General features: G+C 37.2%; 16 protein-coding genes and 1 riboswitch. Of the genes, 6 read left to right on the top strand and 10 right to left on the bottom strand.

Annotated elements, in window-relative coordinates; all coding sequences use genetic code 11:
- Positions 1-22 precede the first annotated feature (22 nt).
- Positions 23-208: riboswitch (cobalamin riboswitch) on the top strand.
- 109 nt (positions 209-317) lie between these two features.
- The 4 genes from RTX21_RS06440 to RTX21_RS06425 all read left to right on the top strand — a co-directional run bounded on the left by RTX21_RS06440 (position 318) and on the right by RTX21_RS06425 (position 7,223).
- Positions 318-2,342, top strand: a complete 2,025-nt coding sequence (locus RTX21_RS06440) for a TonB-dependent receptor domain-containing protein (RefSeq protein WP_312766143.1) — start codon at positions 318-320, stop codon at positions 2,340-2,342.
- On the top strand, positions 2,339-3,475 hold the full coding sequence (locus RTX21_RS06435; protein WP_312766141.1) for a DUF5074 domain-containing protein: 1,137 nt from the start codon (positions 2,339-2,341) through the stop codon (positions 3,473-3,475). Before RTX21_RS06440 ends, RTX21_RS06435 begins: the two co-directional genes overlap by 4 nt.
- A 152-nt stretch (positions 3,476-3,627) precedes the next feature.
- Positions 3,628-4,806 (top strand): cell surface protein, encoded by a 1,179-nt coding sequence (locus RTX21_RS06430; protein ID WP_312766139.1) that lies wholly within the window; start codon positions 3,628-3,630, stop codon positions 4,804-4,806.
- A gap of 137 nt (positions 4,807-4,943) precedes the next feature.
- Positions 4,944-7,223, top strand: coding sequence for a DUF5074 domain-containing protein (locus tag RTX21_RS06425; protein ID WP_312766136.1), 2,280 nt, complete (start codon positions 4,944-4,946; stop codon positions 7,221-7,223).
- Between the two features lie 326 nt (positions 7,224-7,549).
- Here RTX21_RS06425 and RTX21_RS06420 read toward each other — a convergent pair whose 3' ends face one another.
- The 10 genes from RTX21_RS06420 to kduI form a co-directional block, all read right to left on the bottom strand.
- Complete coding sequence (locus tag RTX21_RS06420) at positions 7,550-9,163, bottom strand: altronate dehydratase family protein (RefSeq protein ID WP_312766134.1); 1,614 nt, start codon at positions 9,161-9,163, stop codon at positions 7,550-7,552.
- A gap of 51 nt (positions 9,164-9,214) precedes the next feature.
- On the bottom strand, positions 9,215-10,672 hold the full coding sequence (locus tag RTX21_RS06415; RefSeq protein WP_312766132.1) for a tagaturonate reductase: 1,458 nt from the start codon (positions 10,670-10,672) through the stop codon (positions 9,215-9,217).
- A 4-nt stretch (positions 10,673-10,676) separates the two neighbouring features.
- Positions 10,677-12,203: an MFS transporter gene (locus RTX21_RS06410; RefSeq protein ID WP_312766130.1), complete on the bottom strand. Its 1,527-nt coding sequence runs from the start codon at positions 12,201-12,203 to the stop codon at positions 10,677-10,679.
- 15 nt (positions 12,204-12,218) lie between these two features.
- Complete coding sequence (locus RTX21_RS06405) at positions 12,219-12,893, bottom strand: bifunctional 4-hydroxy-2-oxoglutarate aldolase/2-dehydro-3-deoxy-phosphogluconate aldolase (RefSeq protein ID WP_312766129.1); 675 nt, start codon at positions 12,891-12,893, stop codon at positions 12,219-12,221.
- Positions 12,894-12,896: 3 nt separating this feature from the next.
- Complete coding sequence (locus RTX21_RS06400; RefSeq protein WP_312766128.1) at positions 12,897-13,346, bottom strand: YhcH/YjgK/YiaL family protein; 450 nt, start codon at positions 13,344-13,346, stop codon at positions 12,897-12,899.
- Between the two features lie 12 nt (positions 13,347-13,358).
- The gene (locus tag RTX21_RS06395) at positions 13,359-14,363 is read right to left on the bottom strand and encodes a sugar kinase (protein ID WP_312766127.1); all 1,005 of its coding nucleotides are present in this window, start codon (positions 14,361-14,363) and stop codon (positions 13,359-13,361) included.
- A 143-nt stretch (positions 14,364-14,506) separates the two neighbouring features.
- Positions 14,507-14,848, bottom strand: a complete 342-nt coding sequence (locus tag RTX21_RS06390) for a cupin domain-containing protein (RefSeq protein ID WP_312766125.1) — start codon at positions 14,846-14,848, stop codon at positions 14,507-14,509.
- The gene (gene uxaC / locus RTX21_RS06385; RefSeq protein WP_312766123.1) at positions 14,848-16,257 is read right to left on the bottom strand and encodes a glucuronate isomerase; all 1,410 of its coding nucleotides are present in this window, start codon (positions 16,255-16,257) and stop codon (positions 14,848-14,850) included. Before uxaC ends, RTX21_RS06390 begins: the two co-directional genes overlap by 1 nt.
- Positions 16,258-16,294: 37 nt before the next feature.
- Positions 16,295-17,080, bottom strand: coding sequence for a gluconate 5-dehydrogenase (locus RTX21_RS06380; protein ID WP_312766121.1), 786 nt, complete (start codon positions 17,078-17,080; stop codon positions 16,295-16,297).
- A gap of 100 nt (positions 17,081-17,180) precedes the next feature.
- A complete protein-coding gene (gene kduI, locus RTX21_RS06375) occupies positions 17,181-18,017 on the bottom strand; it encodes a 5-dehydro-4-deoxy-D-glucuronate isomerase (protein ID WP_312766118.1) in 837 nt (278 codons plus the stop codon).
- A gap of 784 nt (positions 18,018-18,801) precedes the next feature.
- Here kduI and RTX21_RS06370 point away from each other — a divergent pair.
- Together RTX21_RS06370 and RTX21_RS06365 are read left to right on the top strand one after the other, a co-directional pair.
- Entirely contained in the window at positions 18,802-22,053 is a 3,252-nt protein-coding gene (locus RTX21_RS06370) for a TonB-dependent receptor (protein WP_312766115.1), read from the top strand.
- 10 nt (positions 22,054-22,063) lie between these two features.
- A complete protein-coding gene (locus RTX21_RS06365; RefSeq protein WP_312766112.1) occupies positions 22,064-23,893 on the top strand; it encodes a RagB/SusD family nutrient uptake outer membrane protein in 1,830 nt (609 codons plus the stop codon).
- Positions 23,894-24,051 lie beyond the last annotated feature (158 nt).

The raw sequence follows: 24,051 nt of genomic DNA, 5'->3' as shown, positions 1-24,051 counted from the left end.
TTCAAAGTCAAAATTATTTTTTATACATTTGCGCCAATCTGGTGAGCTGTAAAAAGCACTTAATAGGGAATCCGGTGAAAATCCGGAGCAGACCCGCTGCTGTAAGCTTCACACAAAGGTTTTTGAAAATTATATCCACTGTCGCAAGATGGGAAGGATTTCAAAAATGAAGTAAGTCAGAAGACCTGCCAGAAGTTTAATATATTTGACGCTTTCGTGGAATAAAGCTTAGTCAACAATGATTTTGTACAACACAAATTGTGCATTATCCTTGCTTTCTTACATCCATTGGCGTCATCATTATTCAATATGAGCTAATGGTGACACGATTTACTTTTCGGTTTTATAAGGCTGTTGTTGCAATTTTTGTGACAGCTTCTTCGCTATGTTTTTCCCAATCCAAAAAAGATACGATTGAGACAGAGATTCTCAAAGTTGAGGTTTACAAAAAGAATTTTAAGGAGATTTTACCAGCGCAGACATTGTCTGGTGAACAATTGGAAAGACTCAACAGTCATTCGGTTGCAGATGCGTTGAGGTATTTTTCTGGCGTTCAAATTAAAGATTACGGTGGAATTGGCGGACTGAAAACCATCAACATCCGAAGTATGGGAAGTCAGCACGTTGGTGTATTCTATGACGGAATCCAATTGGGGAATGCGCAAAACGGATTAGTTGATTTAGGCAGATTTTCTTTGGATGATATCGAGGAAATCTCACTTTACAACGGGCAAAAATCTGAAATTTTCCAACCTGCGAAAGACTTTGGTTCATCAGGTTCAATCTATCTTCAGCCAAAAATGCCCCAATTTAAATTCAATAAAAAAACAAATCTCGTTCTGAGATTGAAGAACAGTTCCATCGATTTATTTAATCCGTCTTTCCGATTGGAACAGAAGATTTCGGATAAAGTTTCAGCGAGTTTCAGTTCCGAGTTTTTGCAAAGTGATGGAATTTACAAATTTCGTTATCGTAAAAAATATCCCGATGGCGAAACAGCTTATGATACGATTGCAAAACGATTCGATTCTGATATTCGGGCCAAACGTTTTGAAACCAGTCTTCACGGGAATTTAGAAAAAGGAAGTTGGAATGTTCGCGGTTACGGATATATTTCAAATCGTGGAATTCCCGGAGCAATTGTGAATAATAGATTTGGTGCGAGAGGACAGAGAATGATGGATGAAAATTACTTTGTTCAAGCTAATTTGATTAAGAAAATTTTTCCGAAAATCGAGACACAGTTCAAAGCCAAATTCGCTTACGATTATACCAAATTTGTTGATACTTTGGAGACTCAGGCAGCGTTTCCTGTTGTTAATACTTACATTCAGAAAGAGGTTTATCTGTCATCGTCCAATCTTTATTCTATCACGCCCAATTGTGATTTCAGTGCAAATGTCGATTTCCAGTACAATCACTTGGATGCTGATTTGGTCAACTTTTCTTATCCTTCGCGGTACACATCTTTGGTCGCTTTTGCCACAACTTACCAATGGAAAAAACTGAAATTTCTCGGAAGTGTTTTAGGAACTTTCGTGAATGAAACCGTCGAAAAGAATTCCAAATCTCCTGATAAAAGTGAATGGACACCAGCCGCTTTTTTGAGTTATCAACCTCTTGATTCCAAAGAACTGACATTGAGAGCGTTTTATAAAAACTCTTTCAGGATGCCAACTTTCAACGATTTGTATTATACGGTTATCGGAAATTCTCTTTTGAAACCTGAGTTTACCAATCAATATGATATTGGCTTCACGTATCAGAAATTTTTTCAAAATCAAATTTTCCAATCGTTTTATGTTAAGGTTGATGGCTATTTTAACAAAGTTAAAGACAAGATTATCGCAGCTCCCAACGGAAGTATGTTCCGCTGGACAATGCTCAATCTTGGCGAAGTAGAAATTATCGGAACCGATGTCAATGTTCAGGCAGATTTGAATTTTGGTCAGGTCAAATTAAAGCCATTATTGACTTACACTTATCAAAGTTCACGAGATTTTTCTGACAGAAACGAGTCTTATTTCGGAGACCAAATTCCTTACACGTCTTGGCATTCCGGCACTTTTACGCTGATGTCGGATTACAAAGACTGGTCTTTCAACTACAGTTTTATTTATGTCGGAGAACGTTACGATGTCAATCAGGATAATATTGCTTACAACTACATTCAGCCTTGGTACACGCACGATTTATCGATTCAGAAAAAATTTAAAATGAATAATCATCAGTTTAAAGCTACGCTGGAAATGAACAATATTTTCAATCAATTCTATGAAGTGGTTTTGAGTTATCCAATGCCGGGACGAAATTTTAAACTCATTCTAAGTTTCACATTATGAGAAAACTAAATATTATTTTAAGTCTTTTTACGCTGCTGTTTTTGATATCGTGCAGAACAGACGATATCATTATTCGGCCAGAAGTAGTGGAAGGTCTTGCGCCACCGGAAAATACGGCTATCAAAGGATTTTATCTCTTGAACGAAGGCAATATGGGAACCAACAAGGCGACTTTGGACTTCTTCGATTACACAACGGGAACTTACCACAGGAATATCTATTCGGAAATCAATCCAGAAGTTGTAAAGGAATTGGGAGATGTTGGAAATGATATCAAAATCTATGGAAGCAAAATGTATGCGGTCATCAATGTATCCAATAAAATCGAGGTTCTAGACACCAAAACTGCGAAAAGAATCAAAACGATTCAGCTGCAGAATTGTCGTTATATGACCTTCAAAGATGGGAAAGCTTACGCATCCAGTTATGCTGGTCCAGTTTCTCTTGACCCCAATGCGCCGATTGGAAAGGTGGTTGAGATTGACACACTTTCGCTTTCTATAAAAAGGGAAGTAATTGTTGGTTATCAACCCGAAGAGATGCAGGTTGTCGGGAACAATCTGTACGTTGCTAATTCAGGAGGTTATCGTTTTCCAAACTATGACAGAACTGTTTCCGTCGTTGATTTGAACACATTTACTGAGACTAAAAAAATCGATGTTGCGATTAATCTTCATCACATTGCAAAGGATGATGACGGCGATTTGTATGTAAGTTCCAGAGGTGATTATTATACGATTCCTTCGAGTTTATTTTTGGTTGATTCTAAAACTGGAACGGTTAAAAAAGATTTTAAAATTGCTGTCAGCGAAATGACGATTGTGAATGATAAACTCTATTTCTACGGCAACGAGTTCAATTACAACACGCATTCCTACACCAAATCTTTCGGAATCATCGATGTGAAAACTGAGCAAATCATTTCCAACAAAATCATCGACCAAATATATGTGGATGCGATAAAAACACCGTACGGAATTGCTGTGAACCCAATCACAGAAGATATTTATCTGACAGATGCTCGCAATTATGTTTCGACAGGATTTGTTTACTGTTTTGATAAAACCGGAAAATTCAAATGGAAAACAGAAGGTGGCAATATCCCAGCGCACTTTGTTTTTCTTTATAAATAATTGGATGCAAAAGATAAAAATAATAACAACCATTATAAACACAATATTGTCATTCCGTAGGAAACCTAACGAAGTGGTTAGACGAAGTCAATCTCGACAGTTTAGATTCCTACGGAATGACAAACAATCTTAATAAAATGAAATCAATAAATATGAAAAATAAATACTTAAAACTTACTTTTTCTTTATTTCTCGTTGTAGGAATGATTGCCTGTAAAAATGATGATGAAGACAATACTTTCAATCTCGCCGAATCTTATTCAGTTGACCGATTTAAAGTGCTAAACATTCCAACCAATATTTCCGGAACTTTCACTTGGAGTATCAACGATTCTTTGATTTCAGAAAATTCAACTCTGGATTTCATCAGTCCTTATGCGAAAATTTATCCTTTGACTTTGAAAATTATTTCAAATGGAACAACTACGACGTACAATTCAAAAATCATTGTCAACAAAGAATCGGTTTCCTACAGTAAGTATATTTCCAACGTCTTCGATTTCCGTCCTGCAGTTGGGCAATTTATGAATGAAATTCCGGAATATTCTGCTGGAAATACGTCGGAGCAAATGATTCAGAAAGCGAAAGAATCTTTGATTGGTTCCAATTCTTCGATGATTTCTTTGGGGGGATTTGGCGGGTATGTCACTTTTGGATTTGACCACACCATCCCGAATATGAACGGGAAAGATTTCAAGATTCTGGGTAATGCGTTTTGGGGCGATTTGTCTGCGGAAGAACGTTCGGGTTCTTGCGAACCGGGAATTATTCTTGTGGCTTATGACAAAAACAAAAACGGAAAACCCGACGAAGACGAATGGTACGAGATTGCCGGAAGCGAATATTTCAAAAATACAACCGTAAGGAACTACACGATTAATTACTTCAAGCCCAACGAATCCAAACCGCCAGTTCCCGGAAACGAACATTGGGAAAACGATGTAGAATATATTAGATGGACAGATAATCTGGGGAATTCAGGTTTCAAGACTAAGAATGTTTTTCATATTCAAAGTTATTATCCATTATGGATTTCGGATGCTTCTTACAGTTTTACAGGAACCAGACTCGCCAACAATTACTATGACCAGAGTGGAAGCGGAACTTATTGGGTAGGGAAATCTTATGAATTCGGATATGCAGATAACGCTCCAAATAGCGATGAAGCTTCGAATATTGATATATCTTGGGCGGTCGATAAAAACGGAAACTATGTCAAACTTCCCGGAATCGATTTCGTGACAGTCTACACAGGAGTCAATCAGGAAGCGGGCTGGCTGGGCGAAGTTTCTACAGAAGTAGCCGGCGCTTACGACTTACATTTAAAATAAAATCAATTAAAAATTTGTTCTCGCAGACTTATCAAATTCAGCAAATTTAAAATGACACATCTGCCAAACCAAAACAATATGCGAGAAAATTATCCTAAAAATAAATTAAACAATAATATTCTTTAAATCAATTATAAATGAAAAAGTTTTATCTTTTGACATTACTGTTATTCCTTGCATTTTTTACCAATGCACAAGTAACGGTTCAAGGTGTTCCGAGAAATGACCTCCAACAAAACTCGGTTAAAAAACAATCCAAGAAAGCTGATTTCACGATGGATGATATCGTCTATTGGGTGGGAACAGGTTCTAACAAAGCGGCTTTTGTCGTTCAATGGAATGATGCTAAAAATCCGAATGCATTGGTTTGGGGTTTTAAATGGGACGGAACAGCAACAGGCGAAGATATGCTGAAAGCGATTGCAAAAGCAGACAAAAGATTTTATTCTCTATTGTATTATTCAGGAGCAACTCTGGGAACCGCGATTGGCGGAATCGGTTTTGACCTTGATGGACAAGGAACAGTTGGTCTTTACAATAATGGCAATACGACTTATCCGCTTTATCCATTAGATGGTGTTGTCAATACTTCGGCCTATGACTTCGATAATTATACGGCGATTGATGCGAATGACCATTGGCAGGCTGGTTGGATGAGCAAAGGTTATTGGTCATATTGGGTAAAAGACCCGACTGATGCAGATTTTGGATATTCTGGTTGGGGAGCAAGTAGCAGACAATTGGAAAATGGTTCTTGGGATGTCTGGAACTTCAACCCGAATTTTGAAAGCTATGATATCTCATCCACCATGACTCCTGTTTCCACTTATTCGGCGCAGGCAGATTTTACCAAAGGTTATTTTATGGTGAACGAGGATTGGTTTGGTCATACCAACGGTTCTGTGAATTTCATCGGCGATAACAACCAAATCTATTACAGAGTTTACAGCGAAAAGAATAATAACCAAGCATTTGGAGCGACAACGCAGTTTGGAACTATTTACGGCGATAAATTCTATTTTATTTCCAAACAAGCGGCCGATGGCGGCGATACACAATACACACCTGGCGGAAGATTGGTTGTTGCAAATGCTATAACGATGGAGAAAATCAAAGGCTTTGACAACATCGGTGGAGGAGACGGGCGTTCTTTCCTTGGTGTGAATGAAAAATTGGGCTACATCGGAGCATCCAACGGAATCTATACTTTCGATATCGAAAATCTGCAGGTTGGAACTTTGATAACAGGAACTGGCGGTGGAAGCCAATATGCGGGACAAATCGGGAATATGGTGAGAACGTCGCAATATGTTTTCGCTGTTAAGCAAACTGCAGGAATTTTAATTATCGATCCGAAAACCAATACTTTGGTCCAAACGATTTCCGGAGCTTTCCATTCAGTTGTTCAAGCTAAAGATGGAAGTGTTTGGGCGATTCAGAATCAAAAATTGATTAATATTAATCCAACAACTTTTGCAACCACTGAATATGCACTTTCTGCTGCAACGCAATATCTTGGTTCATGGGGCGCTTGGAACGCAGGAAGTTTCACGTACAGCAACCGGCAGAATGCTTTGTACTGGATAAATTCGGTCAATGCTTTCACATCTGGAACTAAGGTTATCAAATTTGATGTAACAACAAAAACTTTGGTTGACAATTTCATCACAATCCCAGGACAGGAAGGAACTTACAAACAGATTCCGTACGGTGCGGCTTTGAGAGTGAATCCTGTGACAGACGAGTTGATTTTGAACACAACAGAAAGTGGTTATGGCGTGCATTATCAGAAAAACTGGATCCATACTTATAGTAATTCAGGAGTTCTGTTGAATACAAAAACATTGAATGACTATTACTGGTTTCCAGCTGTGACAGTATTTCCGGACAATACTTTGCCAGTTGTTAGTTCTACTTTTCCTTCAGAACTTAATGCAAGCGGGATTACAAAAATCGATTTGAAAACGATTGTTACAGATGCAGATAATTTGTCTTCGGCAATTGTGAAATCAATTAGATCGAATAGCAATCCTGCAGCGATTTCTGCTGATATCAATTCTGATGAAGAGTTGGTTCTAATACCACGAGGCACAGGAACGGCAAATATTGTTGTTAGTTTTAATTCTAATGGAAAAGTGGTTGATAAAACGTTGACTGTTGTTTCATCTTCACTGGCTGCAACGGCTGAAACCAAGAAAGTTGAATTGAGCATCTATCCTAATCCAACAACCGAAATTCTTAACATCAAATCTCAGGATAAAATTGTTGAGGTTTCTCTATTTGACATTTCAGGAAAGCAAATCAATGCTAAAGTTGTGAATGGAACAATCAATGTTTCTCAATTATTAAAAGGAAATTATATCTTAAGAATCGTAACCGATAGAGCAGTTTATCAGGAGAAATTCATCAAGGAATAAGATTGGTTTCAACCTAAATATAAAGCCTTCAAGTTCATTTTTGAAGGCTTTTTTATTCAAAGATAATAACCGTAACAATGTTACAAATGGTAGATACCCAAATAAAATCCAAATCCTCACGGAAGAAAAGTGATCTACTGCAAGAAACTACGAAACTGCAAAGAGAAAGTTAGCTACCGTATAAAGAAAGTTAGCAACTGTAAAGAGAAAGTTAGCAACTGTTGAGAATGTTTAAACAAACTTACTTAGAAAACCTGAAAAATAAAAAAGAGCACTCTCTTGCGAGAAATGCCCTTTAAAAATAAAAACCTTAAAATTCAAAAAAATTATAATGACACCCCTCGTTTCCAAGGGATAAACACATCCTGTTTCAGCTGGTCTGCTTTTGTTTCTACGTTGCCGCTTGCCAGTTCAATAATATAATCTACAATCTCCTCACCAACTTCCTGAATGCTTTTTTCTCCCGTAATCACCGTTCCTGCATTCACATCGATGATATCCGACATTCTGTTGATCAATGCTGTATTGGAAGAAATTTTCACAACCGGAGCGATTGGATTTCCCATCGGATTTCCTAAACCTGTGGTAAACAACACGACAGTTGCGCCTGCTCCGACTAATCCTGTGGTACATTCTGCATCATTTCCAGGTGTGTTCAGTAAGTTCAGACCTGGTTTCGAAATATATTCGCCATAATCCAAAACATCCACGATAGGAGCGGTTCCACCTTTTTTAGACGCTCCGGCAGATTTCATTGCATCGGTGATCAGACCGTCTTTGATGTTGCCGGGAGACGGATTCATATCGAATCCAGAACCTGCATCTACAACAGATTTCTCGAAGGCTTTCATTAATGATAAGAACTTATCCGCTTTTTCCTCCTCCAGACATCGGTTCATCAATTCCTGTTCTACGCCGCACAATTCAGGGAATTCTGCTAGAATTGTTTTTCCACCCAAAGCTGCAAAAATATCTGAAACAACGCCTAACGCCGGATTCGCAGAGATTCCTGAAAAACCATCGGAGCCACCACATTCCAGACCAATGCTCAGTTTGGAAACTGGTGCTGGCTGACGTTCTATTTTGTTAGCTCTTTTGATGGCTTCGAAAGACTCTTTGATGACCATTTGGAACATCTTATCCGTCGTCCCGATTTTCTGTTGTTCAAAGATGAGCACTTCTTTATTGCAGTTCGGACTCATTTCTTTCAAAGCATTTTGGAAGATGTCAACCTGAAGATTCTGGCATCCTAAGCTGAGAACCGTTGCACCAGCCACATTCGGGTTGTTCACATAACCGGCGAGCAGTTTTGCCAATAGTTCAGAATCCTGACGGATTCCGCCACAACCACCTTGATGATTGATGAATTTAACTTCGATATTATCCAGAAGATTTTCATTTCTAGATTGGTCTTCCACTTCTTCCACGCTTTTTTCTTCAATCAGAGAGCGCAGGAAATTCTTATAAGAAACTTCTTTTTTCGGCAGCAATTCGTTCTCGAAAATATCTTTCAGCTTCTCGATATTCTTGTTTTCACAAAACACCAAAGGGAAAAATAACCAGACATTTTTGGTTCCCACTTGCCCATCAGAACGGTGGTAACCATTGAAGGTTTTGTCTTTCCATTTGTCCACATTCGGCGGTGTCCAGCCAAGATTTCCGGTCTTTCTGAAAACTTCTTCGCTCTCGTGTTTTACGTTTTCGGTCGTGATGACTTCGCCTTTTTGGATTGGCTGATTCGCTTTTCCAACAATGACGCCATACATAATGATATGGTCACCGACAGCAAAATCTTCTGCTGCGAATTTATGTTTTGCTTTCGTATCTTTCAGAACCGTGTAATCTGCACCGTCCAGATGCACGATATCTCCGGCAGGCAAATCCGTCAGAGCAACAATGATGTTGTCTTTTGGATTGACTTTTAAAACTTTCTTTTGCATAATTTTCAGATTAAAATTATCTTATTCTTTATTATAAGATGAATTCGAAGATTACTGAATAAAACTTTTATACCCTTCTTCAATTCCAGTGGAATCGATTGCACTCAAAGCCTTGGTTACAGCTTCTGTCAATCCTGGAACCTGAGTCAAATCTGTATCCCAGAAACTCACTTCGGATAAAGCATTTTTCGCCACTTCTCCAAGGTCGTTGGTTGACCATATTTCTTTGAATCTTTCCAAAACCGGAGCATCATCACTTACTGGAAGCTGTTTTCCATCAAACTCACCTTGATAGAATCTGATTAACGCCGCTAAAGCAAAAGTCAGATTGGTTGGTAATTCATTTTTGATTTCAACATATTTCAACAAGCTTGGCAATACTCTCACTTTGAACTTCGAAACCGAATTCAATGCAATACTGGAAAGCAAATGTTTCAAGAAAGGATTTCTGAATCTGTCAAAAACTTCATCTGAAAATGCAGTCAATTCTTCTGTTGATAAATCCAGAGTTGGGATGATCTCGTTATATACTGTATCGGAAATCCATTTTCCTGCAAAGTCTGCATCAATTGCTTCTTTCACGGTTTCTTTTCCGTCAAGGATAGAGAACGCCAACATCGCTGTATGAGCACCGTTCAGGATTCTAACTTTTCTGGTTCTATAAGGCGTGATGTCATCGACAATCAAAACCTGGTCATCAATTTTATCGAAAGGAATCAACGCTTTCAATTTGTCATCACCTTCGATAACCCAAAGTAAAAATGCTTCACAAACCACCATTAGATTATCATCATAATCCAATTTAGCTTCGTACTCGTCTTTTTCTTCTCTTGGATAACCCGGAACAATTCTGTCCACCAAAGTGTTGTGGAAATAGTTGCTACTTTCTATCCAATTAGAAAATTCGGAACCTAGATTCCATAGCAAAGCATATTTTAGAATATATTTCTTCAATGTCAAAGCATTGTTTTCAATCAATTCGCAAGGAATGATGTGAAGACCTTTTTCTGAATCTCCGTTAAAATGCTTGAATCTCTCATAAAGGAAAGCAGTCACTTTCGCAGGGAAATTCTTGTGAGGGCCAGCAGCCAAAGACGTTTCAGACTCATCAAAAGCAATTCCTGCTTCTGTTGTATTCGATAAAATAAACTGCAAATCTTCGCCTTTCGCCAATTCAAGATATTCAGCGTAATTATCATAAGGACTGAACGAACGTTGGATTGCGGAAATCACTCTCTGGTCATCCACGATTTGTCCTTTTTTCACACCTCTTATGAATAGTGTGTAAAGATTATCCTGCTCTTCCAACATATCGACAAGACCACCAACAGTAGGCTGAACAACAGCTACACCAGCATTGAAGCCAGCTTCTTTGTTCATCTTGTCGATAAGGTAATCTACAAACGCACGAAGGAAATTACCTTCCCCGAATTGTAAAAATTTTATTGGAAGTTTCTCAGTCGAACCTGAGTTTTCACGGTTAAGTTTTTGTTTAGTTTGATATTCCATTTCTTTATTCTTTAATGATTTTATATTTCGGAACCAATGATTTCATCACGAACCAGGCAATCAGATAAGCCACGGCGCAGATTGAGAAGATAATCATATATCCTTTGTCGATACCGTCTGAGATGACAGCACCGGAATTTTTCAATTGAACCAACAAATCATCAGGAAGCCTTGTATCCTTAAATTCAGGATATTTTTCCAAAAGTGGAACGCCATCCACAGTTGTCCAGGCTTTGTGTGTGTGGTCAAACAATAATCCGGAACCTTTATTAATAAGAAAAGAACCGATTCCACCAGCCATTCCGCCAATTCCTGTAATAGTTGCAATGGCTTTTTTCGGGAACATATCGCCAACCGTTGAAAAAATATTGGCAGACCAAGCCTGATGCGCTGCTCCCGCAATCCCGATAATCAAAACCGGAAGCCAATAAGAAATAGTTCCTGCAGGTTGTGCCACCAAAGCTAGCAATGGAAAGAAAGCGAAAATCAACATTGCACGCATTCTTCCTGCATATGGGTTCATTCCTTTTTTGTCTACAAAATATTTTGGAAGCCAGCCTCCGACAATCGAAACCAATGTTATCATATACAAAACGAAGAGTGGTAATGCACTTTGCGTGCTGTCCATTCCGTAAACCGAACTTAGATAAGCCGGAGTCCAGAAAAGGTAAAACCACCAAACGCCGTCTGTCATAAATTTACCAAAGATAAAAGCCCAGGTTTGTCTGTATCCGAAAGCTTGTTTCAGGGTCATTTTTTTCTGAGGTTCATCAGACGTTTCTACAACATCATCCTGGTCCTGTTGGATGTAAGCCAATTCGTGTTCGTTAACTTTCGGATGCTGATGAGGTTTTTTGTAATAGAAAATCCAAAGTCCCATCCAAACAAATCCAAGCGCACCAATGATGATAAATGCCATTTCCCAACCCATTGATTTTGCGATAAAAGGAATGGTGACTGGCGCTGCTAATGCTCCAACAGTCGCTCCGGCATTAAAAATACTTGTAGAAAACGCTCTGTCTTTTTTAGGGAAATATTCCGCAGTGGTTTTAATCGCCGCAGGGAAATTCCCAGCTTCTCCAACTGCTAAAACAAATCTTGCAAAGATAAAAAGCGTCACACTTGTGCTTGTAACCAGCGAAATATTGTTTAGAGTTCCAATAATTTCCTTAGATTCTGCAAATCCTACCAACCAGTTTCCTGTCAGGATTCCGGAAGTTGCAATACCACAGAAAGCGTGTAAAATAGCACCAATTGACCAAATGAAAATCGCCCAAAGAAATCCTTTTTTCGTATCCATCCAATCCACAAATTTTCCTGCGAATAACATACTGATTGCATAGAAAATTGAGAATAATGCCGTGATGTTTCCATAATCATTATTATTCCAATGGAACTCTGGCTGGATAAAATCTTTCCAGGTCAAAGAAAGAACCTGCCTGTCAAGATAATTAATCGTTGTAGCAATGAACAGAAGCCCACAAATAGACCATCTGAAATTACTTGGTTTTAAGGATTTAACTGAACTCATATTGGTTTTAGGAATTTAGTTTTGTGCTATGATTATTATGGATTGGATAATGTCCAATACTTTTTTCGTTTCGTTTTCGATGATTGCGTAATCTTTGGAAGCCATTAGTTCTTTACTTACCAATTTACTTCCCATTCCAACGGCAGAAACACCAGCTTTGAACCAGCTTTCGATGTTTTCTTTGGTTGTGTCAACACCACCGGTTGGCATAAATTTCAGATTTGGAAAAACATCTTTTATGGCGCTCATAAATCCGGTTCCCAGTGCATTTCCCGGGAATAGTTTCACAAAAGTTACACCCGCATTTTCAGCTTCGATGATTTCTGTTGGTGTCATACAACCTGGACTGTAAAGTACATCTTTCGGAATTAGGAATTCTGCAACTTCAGAAACAAATCCAGGGCTTATAAAGAAGTCAGCACCAACATTGTAATAATCTTCCGCTTGTTTTTGATTCTTAATTGTTCCGATTCCAAGCAGCATATCCGGCATTTCTGCATTACGGATTTCTACCATTTTTGTAAAATTGCTCAAAGCAGATTCGCCTCGGCTTGTATATTCTACTGCTCGTATTCCTGCTCTGTAAAGCGATTTCAATATTTCTAAAGTTACTGTTTCATCCGCATTATAATACAAAGGCAAAAGTCCTTGTTTGATAATGGCGTTCGTAACTAATTGAATCTTTGTCATTTTTTAAATTTTTACTTTAAAAACTATTTTTCTAATGATGTCATTTCCAATCATTGGTGCGTGGACATCATTGGGATAAAAAATAGCAAACTGATTTTCGTTTAATTGGAAAAACATATCCGGATTATCATTGTAAAAAAGAACATCTTTTTCTGCATTGTATTCTCCGATTGGGTTTGTGCATTTTTGCCTTGATTTCCAACCCATATTTTCTATTCCTTTCAGACAAATTTGAATATCAATATTTTGATTATGACATTCGAATTTGGAAAGACTTTCTTCTTTTGTTTTGGCCATTTCATCAAAAACAATCATTCGAAGCCCTTCTTCAATCTCTGTAACTCCAACTTCTAAAGAATCTAAATTCTTGTCTTTTAAATAGTCGAAAGCTTTTTCGAATAATGGATTGAGCAAAGAATATTGAGAAGCATTTTCTAATGTATCTATAATCATTTTTTTTCTAAATTATCTTTTAATTCTTCCTCCTGAATTGCCGTTCATTACTTCCAGAATATCGCTCGCACTGCTCAGATTCACATCGCCTAAAATCGTATGTTTGATGGCGCAAGCTGCATTGGCAAACTTCAATGCTTTTTCATCATCGAAGTGGATTAAACCATAGATCAAACCTGCGGCAAAGGCATCTCCGGTTCCGATTCTGTCCACAACGGGATTCACTTCCAGACTTTCTGTTTCGAAATATTGTCCGTTAACCAAAGCTCTTCCCTGAGTTGCCTGATTGCTCGCTGTAACACCAATTCTGGTTTTGTCAAATACTTTTTTAATGGAAGGGATTTCTTTCATTAATGTCTCCGCAGCTTTAATAAAACTGTCTTTATCATAACCGAAAGATGTTCCCAGTATTTCATTGATTTCATTTACGCCACCGATGAAAATCGTGGAGTAGGAGATGAGTTCCTTAAGAACTGCGAATCCTTCTTTTCCGTATTTCCAAAGGTTGGAACGATAAGCTGGGTCAGATGTAATTTCGATTCCTTTTGAGTAAGCTAATTGCAAACCTTGCTTCAAAGTCTCGTAAGCACCTTCCGAAATTCCCGGAGAAATTCCTGTCCAGTGGAAATATTCCGCACCTTCCAAAGCTTTTTCCCAATCTACCTGTTTTGGTTTGATGTTGGCAAAAGAACCGTTTAATCTGTTGTAAGAAATTCTACTGGCGCGCATCGCAGAACCAACTTCCAGAAAATATAAACCAATCGGATGTTCTGTTCTGTTGACGAATTGCGTATCAATTCCGTAACTTTTCATTGTTGCAATGGCAGCATCTCCGATGAAACAATCGGAAACGTTTGTGATGTGTCTTGTTTCGCATCCCATAATTGCTAAAGACGCGCCTACATTCATTTCTGTTCCTCCGAAGAAGAATTCCATTTCGCGGCTTTGTCTTAGCATTTTGCTATCGGATGGAGACAGTCTCATCAACACTTCGCCAAAGGTTACAACTTTGCTCATTAATCTAGTTTTATTTTTTAGAATCGAGATTCTTAATTTTTATTTTTTCTGAACGCAAAGAGCGCAAAGATTTCTTTATTTAATTTTATGTTTTTAAGTTCACAAAGGCGTAAAACTTAACAATGTTTGCAGAGAGCAATTGATTATTTTATAAAATCTTCTCTAAACGGACTGAAAACATCTACCAAAATCCCATCTTCCAGACATTCCACACCGTGAAGAACATTGGAAGGAACGAAGAACGAATCGCCTTTTTTCAAAATTGAAATATCTTCGCCGATGTTGACTTCAAATTTTCCTTCTGCTACATAAGTTACCTGAATATGAGGATGCTTATGCTTGTATCCAATTCCACCTTTTTTGAAACGGACATTCACCATCATTACAGATTCGTCGTAGCCAACAATTTGACGGTCGATGTATTCGTCGATTTTTTCCCATTTCGTAGAATCAGATTTGTAGTATATTTTTGAAGTTAATTCCATTAGAAACTAAAATATTCTTTAGCGTTAAAATAGCAAATATCTGCCACAACTTTTCCTACCAAATCCAAATCCTCAGGAAGTTCGCCAGACTCGATTTCGTTTCCTAAAAGGTTACACAATACACGTCTGAAATACTCGTGTCTTGGGAACGAAAGGAAGCTTCTGGAATCCGTCAGCATTCCAACGAAAGTGCTGATTAATCCCATATTGGAAAGTGCATTCATTTGTTTTTCCATTCCGTCTTTTTGGTCCAGAAACCACCATCCAGAACCGAATTGTACTTTTCCTTTAATAGAACCATCGTTGAAATTCCCAATCATTGTTGCCATAATTTCGTTATCTGCAGGATTCAGATTATAGATGATTGTTTTAGTCAATTTATCCTTGGAATCCAATGTGTTTAGGAATCTCGAAAGGTTCGCAGCCTGACTGAAATCTCCGATGGAATCCCAACCCGTGTCTGGTCCAAGAACTTTCAACATTCTTGCATTGTTGTTTCTCAAAGCGCCCAAATGATATTGCTGAACCCAGCCAAATGAATGGTAAGTCTCACCCAAAAACAACAGAATTGCTGTTTTGAATTGCTCAATCTGATGTGGCGTCAAGGTTTCTCCTTTTCTTTTAATTTCAAAAATTGAGTTGATTTCAGAATCTGTGAACGTTTCAAAAGAAATGTTATTCAATCCGTGGTCACACAATCTGCATCCGTTGGCGTGAAAGTATTCAATCCTTTTGAGTAGCGCATCCTGTACATCCTTGTAAGATTTGATTTCGATTCCTGCAGATTCGCCTAATTTATCGATGTAAGAATTGTAATCTTCATTATCAATCAAAATCGCTTTGTCGGGACGAAAAGCCGTGCTGACTGTAATTCCGATATTATTTTGTTTGATTGTTTGATGATATTCTAAAGTGTCAATCGGGTCTTCTGTGGTACAAACCGTTTCCACGTTTCTCATTTTCAATAATCCGTGAACCGATTTTTCTGGTGTTTGAAGTTGAGCTGAAACATTTTCATAAACTTCATCCGCATTTTTTTCGTTTAATAAATCGTAAACGTCAAAATATCTTGCCAATTCCAAATGAGTCCAATGGAACAAAGGATTTCTCAAAGTATTCGGAACTGTTCTTGCCCAAGCTGCGAATTTTTCTTTGTCAGAAGCGTCTCCGGTAATGAATTTTTCGTTCACGCCCATTGTTCTCATCGCTCTCCATTTGTAGTGGTCGCCACCAATCCAAACCTGAGAAATGTTCTCAAACTGACGGTTTTCTGCAATCTCTTTCGGAGGCAAATGGTTATGATAATCGATAATCGGTTGGTTCTCAGCAAATCTGAAATACAACTCCTCAGCGAATTTGTTCTTTAATAGAAATGTATCTGTAATAAAAGGTTTTGTAAGTGTACTCATTTTTAATTATTAATGATAAATTATTAATTATGAATGTTTATTCGTTTGAAGGTTTTCCGATGGTTGCTAAAATTCCACCATCAACATAAATGATTTGTCCGTTGATGAACTGACTTGCTTCGGAAGCTAAAAATATTGCTGTTCCAGCCAAGTCTTCAGGATTTCCCCAGCGACCTTCTGGTGTTCTACTGATAATGAACTCGTTGAATGGATTTCCATCAACTCTGATTGGTTCAGTCTGAGACGTTGCAAAATATCCAGGACCGATTCCGTTCACTTGGATGTTATGTTTTGCCCATTCTGTTGCCAAATTTTTAGTCAACATTTTCAATCCACCTTTTGCAGAAGCATAAGCCACAACATTGTCACGACCCAATTCGCTCATCATAGAACAGATGTTGATGATTTTACCAGATTTTCTGGCAATCATACTTTTTGCAACTAACTGAGACATAATGAAAGGTCCAGTTAAATCCACATCAATTACTTTTCGGAAATCTGAAACTTCCATCTCCAAAGCTGGAATTCTTTTGATGATTCCGGCATTATTAATAAGGATATCGATTTGTTTGTGATTGGCTTCGATTTCTGCCACTTTTTCAGCAGCTATTTTCTCATCTGTTACATCAAAAATATAACCTGTTGCTTTGTATCCCTTTGACTGATAATAAGCAATTGCTTCTTGCAATTTGGATGGAGTAGTACTGGTTACAACCAATTCTGCGCCTGCTGAGCCTAAACCTTCTGCCATTGCTAAGCCTAAACCGTGCGTTCCACCAGTTACTAATGCTACTTTTCCGGTTAAGTCAAATAAATTTCTCATTTAGAAATATCGTTAGATAATTTTTTACTCTCACAGATTGCGCAAATGATACAGATTTTAAAATCAGCTAAATCGGCAAAATCTACGAGAAAATATTTTATTATTTTAATTCGTCAGTTTTTACGGCATCCATATCTCCATAATCCATATTTTCTCCCGCCATTCCCCAGATAAATGTATAGTTTGAAGTTCCAACACCAGAGTGAATTGACCATTCCGGAGAGATTACTGCATCTCTGTTTTTAAGAAAAATATGTCTTGTTTCCTGAGGCTGTCCCATAAAATGTGAAATCGATTGTCCTTCTTCCAAATCGAAGTAGAAATAAGCTTCCATTCTTCTTGTATGAGTGTGTGAAGGCATTGTATTCCAAACGCTTCCTTCGTGCAATTCGGTCATTCCCATTTGAAGTTGACAAGTTTCCAGAACGCTGTTTACCAATAGTTTATTGATTGTTCTTCTGTTCGCATATTTAGAATCTCCTAATTCTACAATTTCTGCTTCGTTCTTTGTAACCTTTTTTGTTGGATAAGATTGATGAGCCGGCGCAGAATTGATGTAGAAATAAGCTTGTTCGCCTTCGATGTTTTCGAAAACAACTTCTTTATTTCCTTTTCCTATATATAAAGCTTCCTTATTATTAAGTTCGAAAACCGTTCCATCAACTGTGATTTTTCCTTTTCCACCAACGTTGATGATTCCGATTTCTCTTCTGTCTAGGAAGTTTTCAGCTTTTAATTCATCAATTGTTTCAAGCTTTAATGCTTTGTCAGTAGGCATTGCTCCTCCAACGATTAATCTATCGTACATTGTATAGACTAATTTGATTTGTCCTTCCTGAAATAAATCGTTGATGAGGAATTCTCTTCGAAGGTCTTCGGTGGTGTATTTTTTTGCGTCATCTGGATGATGAGCATATCTGAATTCTGAAGTAGTCATTTCTATATTATATAATGTGAACTGAAAATTAATTTTGTGTAATCGATTGCATTAAAAAATGCTCTTTTTGAGACAAAAATTAATTTCTGTAAATATATATATAAATATTAACCAAGAAAGAAAAAACTGAAATATTTTTTAAATAAAAGATATACAGTTTGTTATGTGTTGTTTTGATTCGTTTTTTTATTACTTTCGTTAGTTTTTTTGTGCAATATTTTGCTTTCGAAAGTTAAAATTTGCACAAGATTAAAATTTTTGATGTCTTTAGTTATTTTATACAATTATTGTCTATTTTATACTTTAAATAGTTGATTGTCAGTTAATTTATGTTTTGAAATCTTATTATTTTCAATAGGTTCAATTTTAATTCTAAATTTTGACAACTTGAATAAAAATAATTATGATTTTGAAAAAAAAGGAATCTTAAGTTAATTTTTGGTTAATGTTTTTTGTGTTAAAACTGATTTTTTGATGTAAAAAGGTTTCTTTTAAAATGTTAAAATTATGTTAATTCGAATTTTTATTTTTTTTTAAATTTTATTATAATTATTTAAAAATCAATTTGTTGAATTATTGTTTTGTTTGTTTGTTTTCTATTTGTTAAATTAATATTAATAAAAAAAATATATTCTGCATTTGTCAATTGAAAAATAATCTTAGTTTAGTCGAGTTAAGAAAACATTAAAAAAATAAGTGCAATCGATTGCATTTTTTGATGAAAAATTAACCCTTTTTATTAAGTAAAGAATAGATTACTAATTATAAAAACTAACAAATATCTATGAGTGGTTTAAAACTAGGTATTCATAGTGCTTTTATTAAAACGACGATTGCTTCTGTCTTTTTATTACCTGCATTTGGATTAGCTCAAGAATTAATTAAAGTTTCCGGAACAATTACTTCCGACCAAAAGAAAACGTTGCCGAATGTGGAAATCACCGTAAGGAATTCCAAATTCTCTACAATGACAGACAAATCTGGAAGGTATGAATTGAATGTTCCAAAAACTGCAACTTTGGTTATTCGTGCAAAAGGTTACGAAGAGCAAGAGGTAGAGGTCAACGGGCAAAGTGTAATTAATATTACATTGGCGAAGTTTGATTCTAACAAAGAGAAAACTATCGATGAAGTTGTTCTTGTAGGATATACAACTGTTTCTAAAAAAGATGTGACCAACTCTATCGCATCTGTAAAAGGTGAACAATTGGCCGATATGCCTGTGAATAGTGCAGCTGAGGCTATCCAAGGAAGAATGGCTGGTGTTCAGGTGACTTTTGGAGAAGGCTCTCCGGGTTCTGATCCGGAAATCAAAGTAAGAGGGGGAACTTCCATTACCCAGGATAATGCACCGCTTTATATTGTGGACGGAATACAGATGGACAATGCGTTATCATTGATCTCACCAAAAGAAATCGAGTCTATCGAAGTTCTTAAAGATGCTTCCTCAACTTCTATCTATGGAGCAAGAGGTGCCAATGGTGTTGTTTTGATCACGACTAAGAGTGGTAGAAAAAATGTAAAAACGACTGTTAATTACAATGGATATACTGGTATAAGAAAAATTGCAAAAACTTTGGACGTAATGAGTCCATATGACTTTGTACAATATCAATACGAACTTTATAACAAAGATGGTTATCAAGAACAAATTGATAAATTCATAAAGTTATATGGTAGTTATGATGATATTGATCAATATAAAACAATTCAGACTAAGAATTGGCAAGACGAGGTTTTTGGCAAGGAAGCCTTCAATTATACTCATAACTTGAATATCACAGGAGGTAATTCTAATTCTGCTTTCACGTTGTCATTAAACCATGTGGAAGAAGATGGTATCATGGTCAATTCCGGCTATAAGAGAAATATGGCCAACTTTAAATATGATTTCGATATCAGTAAAAAATTGAAAGTTGGCTTGACGGCAAGATATAGTGAGACTTCTATTCTTGGAGCTGGTACATCAACGACCGGTTCACAAACAACAAACAGACTTAGGAATATTATCCGTTACAGACCTTTTGAAAATGGAATAAGCACGGGCGCCGGTTCGGATGAGTTCGATACGGATGAATTTGCAGCGACAAACTTGATCAATCCAATAACTTTGGTAAATAACGAAATCAAGTACAACAATACTGACAACTTATTTTTGAATGGGGTTATTACTTATAACATCATGAAGGATCTAACGTTCAAAAGTACGATAGGTTATGTGAAAAATGATCAGGAAATACAGCAATTCTCAGGTCCTTCAACTTATCTATCTAGAATTAACTCTGATATGTCTGTTGCTCAGTTGACCAATACCCAGACCAGGAGAATTACGAATACCAATACTTTGGCATACAAAAAGAAGATCGGTAACCACAAGATGGATTTCTTATTAGGTCAGGAGATTGTTCAGACAGATGGCGATAAATTGGATATGACAATCAGATGGTTGCCAACGTCATTGTCTCCCAAGCAGGCTTTTGCGAATCTCCAATTGGCAATGCCTCCGGCAGGAATGATTCAGGATGCGCCTGCAACTTCTATGTCTGTTGGAAGATTGGCATCTTTCTTTGCCAGAGCAAACTATATTTATAATAACAAGTATATCGCAACATTCTCAATAAGACGAGATGGCTCTAACTCTTTTGGACCTTCTAACAGATGGGCAAATTTCCCATCAGCTTCATTGGCTTGGAAAGTTGGAGAAGAAAACTTCTTAAAAGATTCTAATCTTGTAAATGACCTTAAATTACGTCTAGGCTATGGGCAATCTGGAAACGATAGAATCACACCATTCTTATTCGATACTTTTTATACGCCATCAAGTACTTATGGATATACAGGAGGTACGGGAGTCATTACAGGTTCTGCGCCAGGTAACATTATGGCGAATCCTAATATCAAATGGGAGGCAACTGTTTCTCAGAATGCTGGTATAGATTTTACTTTATTTAATAAGAGAGTCTATGGAGCAATTGATGGATATATAACTAATACCAAGGATCTACTTTTGTTAGCTAAAATTCCTCAAACTTCGGGATACGAATATCAATATCAGAATTCTGGAAAAACTCAGAACAAAGGTTTAGAATTAAGTCTAGGTGCAATTGTAGTAAATAATGAAAACTTTAACTGGAAAGCAGATTTCAACGTTGCATCCAATAAGAATGTTATCAAGAGTTTAGGTTCATTAACAGAATCCGGACAAGATTATTACTTAGTACCTTCTGGGTGGGTAAACAACTTATTTGATTTCAAAGTTCAGATAGGAGCACCTGTTGGAACTTTCTATGGATATGTTACGGAAGGCAGATATGAGATCAGTGATTTTGATTTCAACGCTGCAAATAACACTTACAAATTAAAAGAAGGTATTCCAAGTTCAAGTTCTGTAGCATTAGGAAACAGAGCACCTCAGCCGGGTGATCTGAAATTAAGGGACCTTAATGGGGATGGAGTGATTGATGTAAAAGACCAGACAGACCTTGGAAATGCTCAGCCTAAGTTCTATGGAGGTTTCAACCAGACCTTCCGTTACAAAAACTTTGATATGAGTTTATTCTTCAACTTCTCTGTTGGGAACAAAGTTTATAACGCAAACAAAATTGAATTTACAACAAAATATCAGTACACAGACCAGAATATGTTGGCAGAAATGGCTAATCGTTGGAAATGGTTTGGAGCTGATGGTGTGAAAGTAACCAACCCGGAAGCACTTGCAGCATTGAATGCGGACACAACGATGTGGACACCAACGGGAGGTAATTATTTCTTACATTCGTATGCGATCGAGGATGGGTCATTCTTGAGACTGAACAACGTAACTATCGGATACACACTTCCGAAAGATTCTTTGAAAATGCTTGGTATCACTAATTTCAGATTGTATGCAACGGCTAACAACGTATTCACTATTACAGGGTATTCAGGATATGATCCGGAAGTAAGTACAAGAAAAAGCACCCTTACACCAGGTGTAGATTATGCAGCTTTTCCTAGAAGCAGATTCTTCTTAACAGGTGTTGATGTAACTTTTTAATTCAAAAAAAATGAAAAAACATAAACTTTTAATTGCGATATTAAGCTGTACTTTAAGCTTCACTACAGTGACATCTTGTAGCGAGTTTTTGGATGCCGAAAATATTTCTAATTCAAACGAGGAACAACAGTTTGACAGTGTAGCAGATACATTCACAGCTTTGATAGGTGTTTACAATCAAGTGATCGGTGATGATGGATATGGCCAAAGAATTAACCTATATTATCCTCAGACTGCTGATGATTTCAAAACTTCTGGTGATTATAGCTGTAATGACAGGAGAGGAATCAGTGCTTATGGTGCTTGTACTTCCAATCCTGATCTTAACAAACCATTCTTGAAACTATATTCAGGGATAGAAAGAGCTAATCTTGTGATCAAGAACATTCCTCTTTCACCGGTTTTTCAGACAGGTTCTGCTGCTGACAAAAAATCAATGAACCGTTATTTGGGAGAAGCTTTGACTCTTAGAGCAATGTTCTATTATGATCTGATCAAGAACTGGGGAGATGTTCCAATGCAAATGGTTCCATCTTCGGATCTGGAGTCTGTTTATCTACCGAAGACTGACAGAGATGTTATCTATGATAAAATAATTGCTGATCTTGCAACTGCGGCAGAATTAGTTCCCTGGAGATCAGAGGCTGCAACTTCTAATGTGAGATTCACAAAAGCTGCTGTGAAAGGTCTTAGAGCCAGAATTGCCTTGGCGAGAGCAGGATATTCTCTTAGAAGGGATCCAAGGATTATGGCAAAAGGTTCTAACTCTGAAGTTTATTACAAAATCGCTTATGACGAATGTAAAGATATTATAAGTTCTGGACAACATGGTTTGAATGCTAGCTTCGAAGCCGCTTTCAGACCATTGCATGACAATACGGAAGATGCAGCCCACGAAGTGATCTTTGCAATTGGGGCTTATGGAGGTAATGCAGCGACGGATAGTAAAATTGGTTACTACAATGGTATGAGACACAGTGATAATTCTAACTGGAAAAGCAGTGGGGGTATCAATGCAGTTGCGACTTATTTCTACGAGTTCGGAAAATATGATGTAAGAAGAGACCTTACTGTAGCATCTATGCAGATCAATGATGCCAATCTGGCAATCTTGGCGACTGGTGCACTTTGTACAGATGGAAAATTCAGAAAGTCATGGACCAATATTACAGGAACTGCACAGAATCTTGCTATTGACTGGCCTTTGCTACGTTACTCGGATATTTTATTGATGTTTGCAGAAGCAGATAATGAGCTAAATGGTTCTCCTTCTCAAGATGCTATCAATGCAGTACAATTAGTTAGAAATCGTGCTTATGCGGGCAACCTCGGACAAGCAGGAACTATTCCTACAGATAAAACAGGATTCTTTAATTACATCGTTCATGAAAGATTATTGGAATTCGGTGGGGAAGGTCTTAGAAAATATGACTTGATTCGTTGGAATCTTTTGGCAACAAAAATTGCTGAAACCAAACAAAAACTTTCGGATCTATCAAGTGGTACTGGACAATATGCGAATGTGCCCTCTGTTTTATATTATAAGGAATCACCTTACGACAGAACAAAAACAGCACAAGCAGCGCTTCAGGTAATAGATATTTATGTTCCGGCCGGGGTCAATAGATCCGATGTTTATTATACACCTGCTCCTGCTTCGACAACTGTGCCAACAGGCTACAAATCAATCAACTGGAGATCGGCGGTCACTGGACAATACGTCAATGACCCTTTAAAGGGTTATGCTCAGTATTTCGAAGCTAACAGAAAAGAATTGTTACCGATCTATCAAGATATTATCCAGTCTAACTATAATCTGACTCAAGATTATGGCTACTAGAAAAGAAAGAATTCTGGACTAGAATTTTTTAAGTTATTATATTTTTAATTTTTTTTGAAGACTCACTCTATCAGGGTTTTATACCCTGATGGAGCTGAATCTAAGGATTTTATTGCCTTAATTCTAAGAAAAGAACAACTACTATTATTTAAAATTAG

Source organism: Epilithonimonas sp. (assembly GCF_032054305.1).
Taxonomy (GTDB): Bacteria; Bacteroidota; Bacteroidia; order Flavobacteriales; family Weeksellaceae; genus Epilithonimonas.
Note: the sequence above shows the minus strand (reverse complement) of the source record. Positions and strands in the feature narration are given on the sequence as shown.

Bases quoted from the DNA above. Each gene is read 5' to 3' on its own strand.
- RTX21_RS06440 (WP_312766143.1), top strand. From the start codon at position 318: ATGGTGACACGATTTACTTTTCGGTTTTATAAGGCTGTTGTTGCAATT.
- RTX21_RS06435 (WP_312766141.1), top strand. From the start codon at position 2,339: ATGAGAAAACTAAATATTATTTTAAGTCTTTTTACGCTGCTGTTTTTG.
- RTX21_RS06430 (WP_312766139.1), top strand. From the start codon at position 3,628: ATGAAAAATAAATACTTAAAACTTACTTTTTCTTTATTTCTCGTTGTA.
- RTX21_RS06425 (WP_312766136.1), top strand. From the start codon at position 4,944: ATGAAAAAGTTTTATCTTTTGACATTACTGTTATTCCTTGCATTTTTT.
- RTX21_RS06420 (WP_312766134.1), bottom strand. From the start codon at position 9,163: ATGCAAAAGAAAGTTTTAAAAGTCAATCCAAAAGACAACATCATTGTT.
- RTX21_RS06415 (WP_312766132.1), bottom strand. From the start codon at position 10,672: ATGGAATATCAAACTAAACAAAAACTTAACCGTGAAAACTCAGGTTCG.
- RTX21_RS06410 (WP_312766130.1), bottom strand. From the start codon at position 12,203: ATGAGTTCAGTTAAATCCTTAAAACCAAGTAATTTCAGATGGTCTATT.
- RTX21_RS06405 (WP_312766129.1), bottom strand. From the start codon at position 12,893: ATGACAAAGATTCAATTAGTTACGAACGCCATTATCAAACAAGGACTT.
- RTX21_RS06400 (WP_312766128.1), bottom strand. From the start codon at position 13,346: ATGATTATAGATACATTAGAAAATGCTTCTCAATATTCTTTGCTCAAT.
- RTX21_RS06395 (WP_312766127.1), bottom strand. From the start codon at position 14,363: ATGAGCAAAGTTGTAACCTTTGGCGAAGTGTTGATGAGACTGTCTCCA.
- RTX21_RS06390 (WP_312766125.1), bottom strand. From the start codon at position 14,848: ATGGAATTAACTTCAAAAATATACTACAAATCTGATTCTACGAAATGG.
- uxaC (WP_312766123.1), bottom strand. From the start codon at position 16,257: ATGAGTACACTTACAAAACCTTTTATTACAGATACATTTCTATTAAAG.
- RTX21_RS06380 (WP_312766121.1), bottom strand. From the start codon at position 17,080: ATGAGAAATTTATTTGACTTAACCGGAAAAGTAGCATTAGTAACTGGT.
- kduI (WP_312766118.1), bottom strand. From the start codon at position 18,017: ATGACTACTTCAGAATTCAGATATGCTCATCATCCAGATGACGCAAAA.
- RTX21_RS06370 (WP_312766115.1), top strand. From the start codon at position 18,802: ATGAGTGGTTTAAAACTAGGTATTCATAGTGCTTTTATTAAAACGACG.
- RTX21_RS06365 (WP_312766112.1), top strand. From the start codon at position 22,064: ATGAAAAAACATAAACTTTTAATTGCGATATTAAGCTGTACTTTAAGC.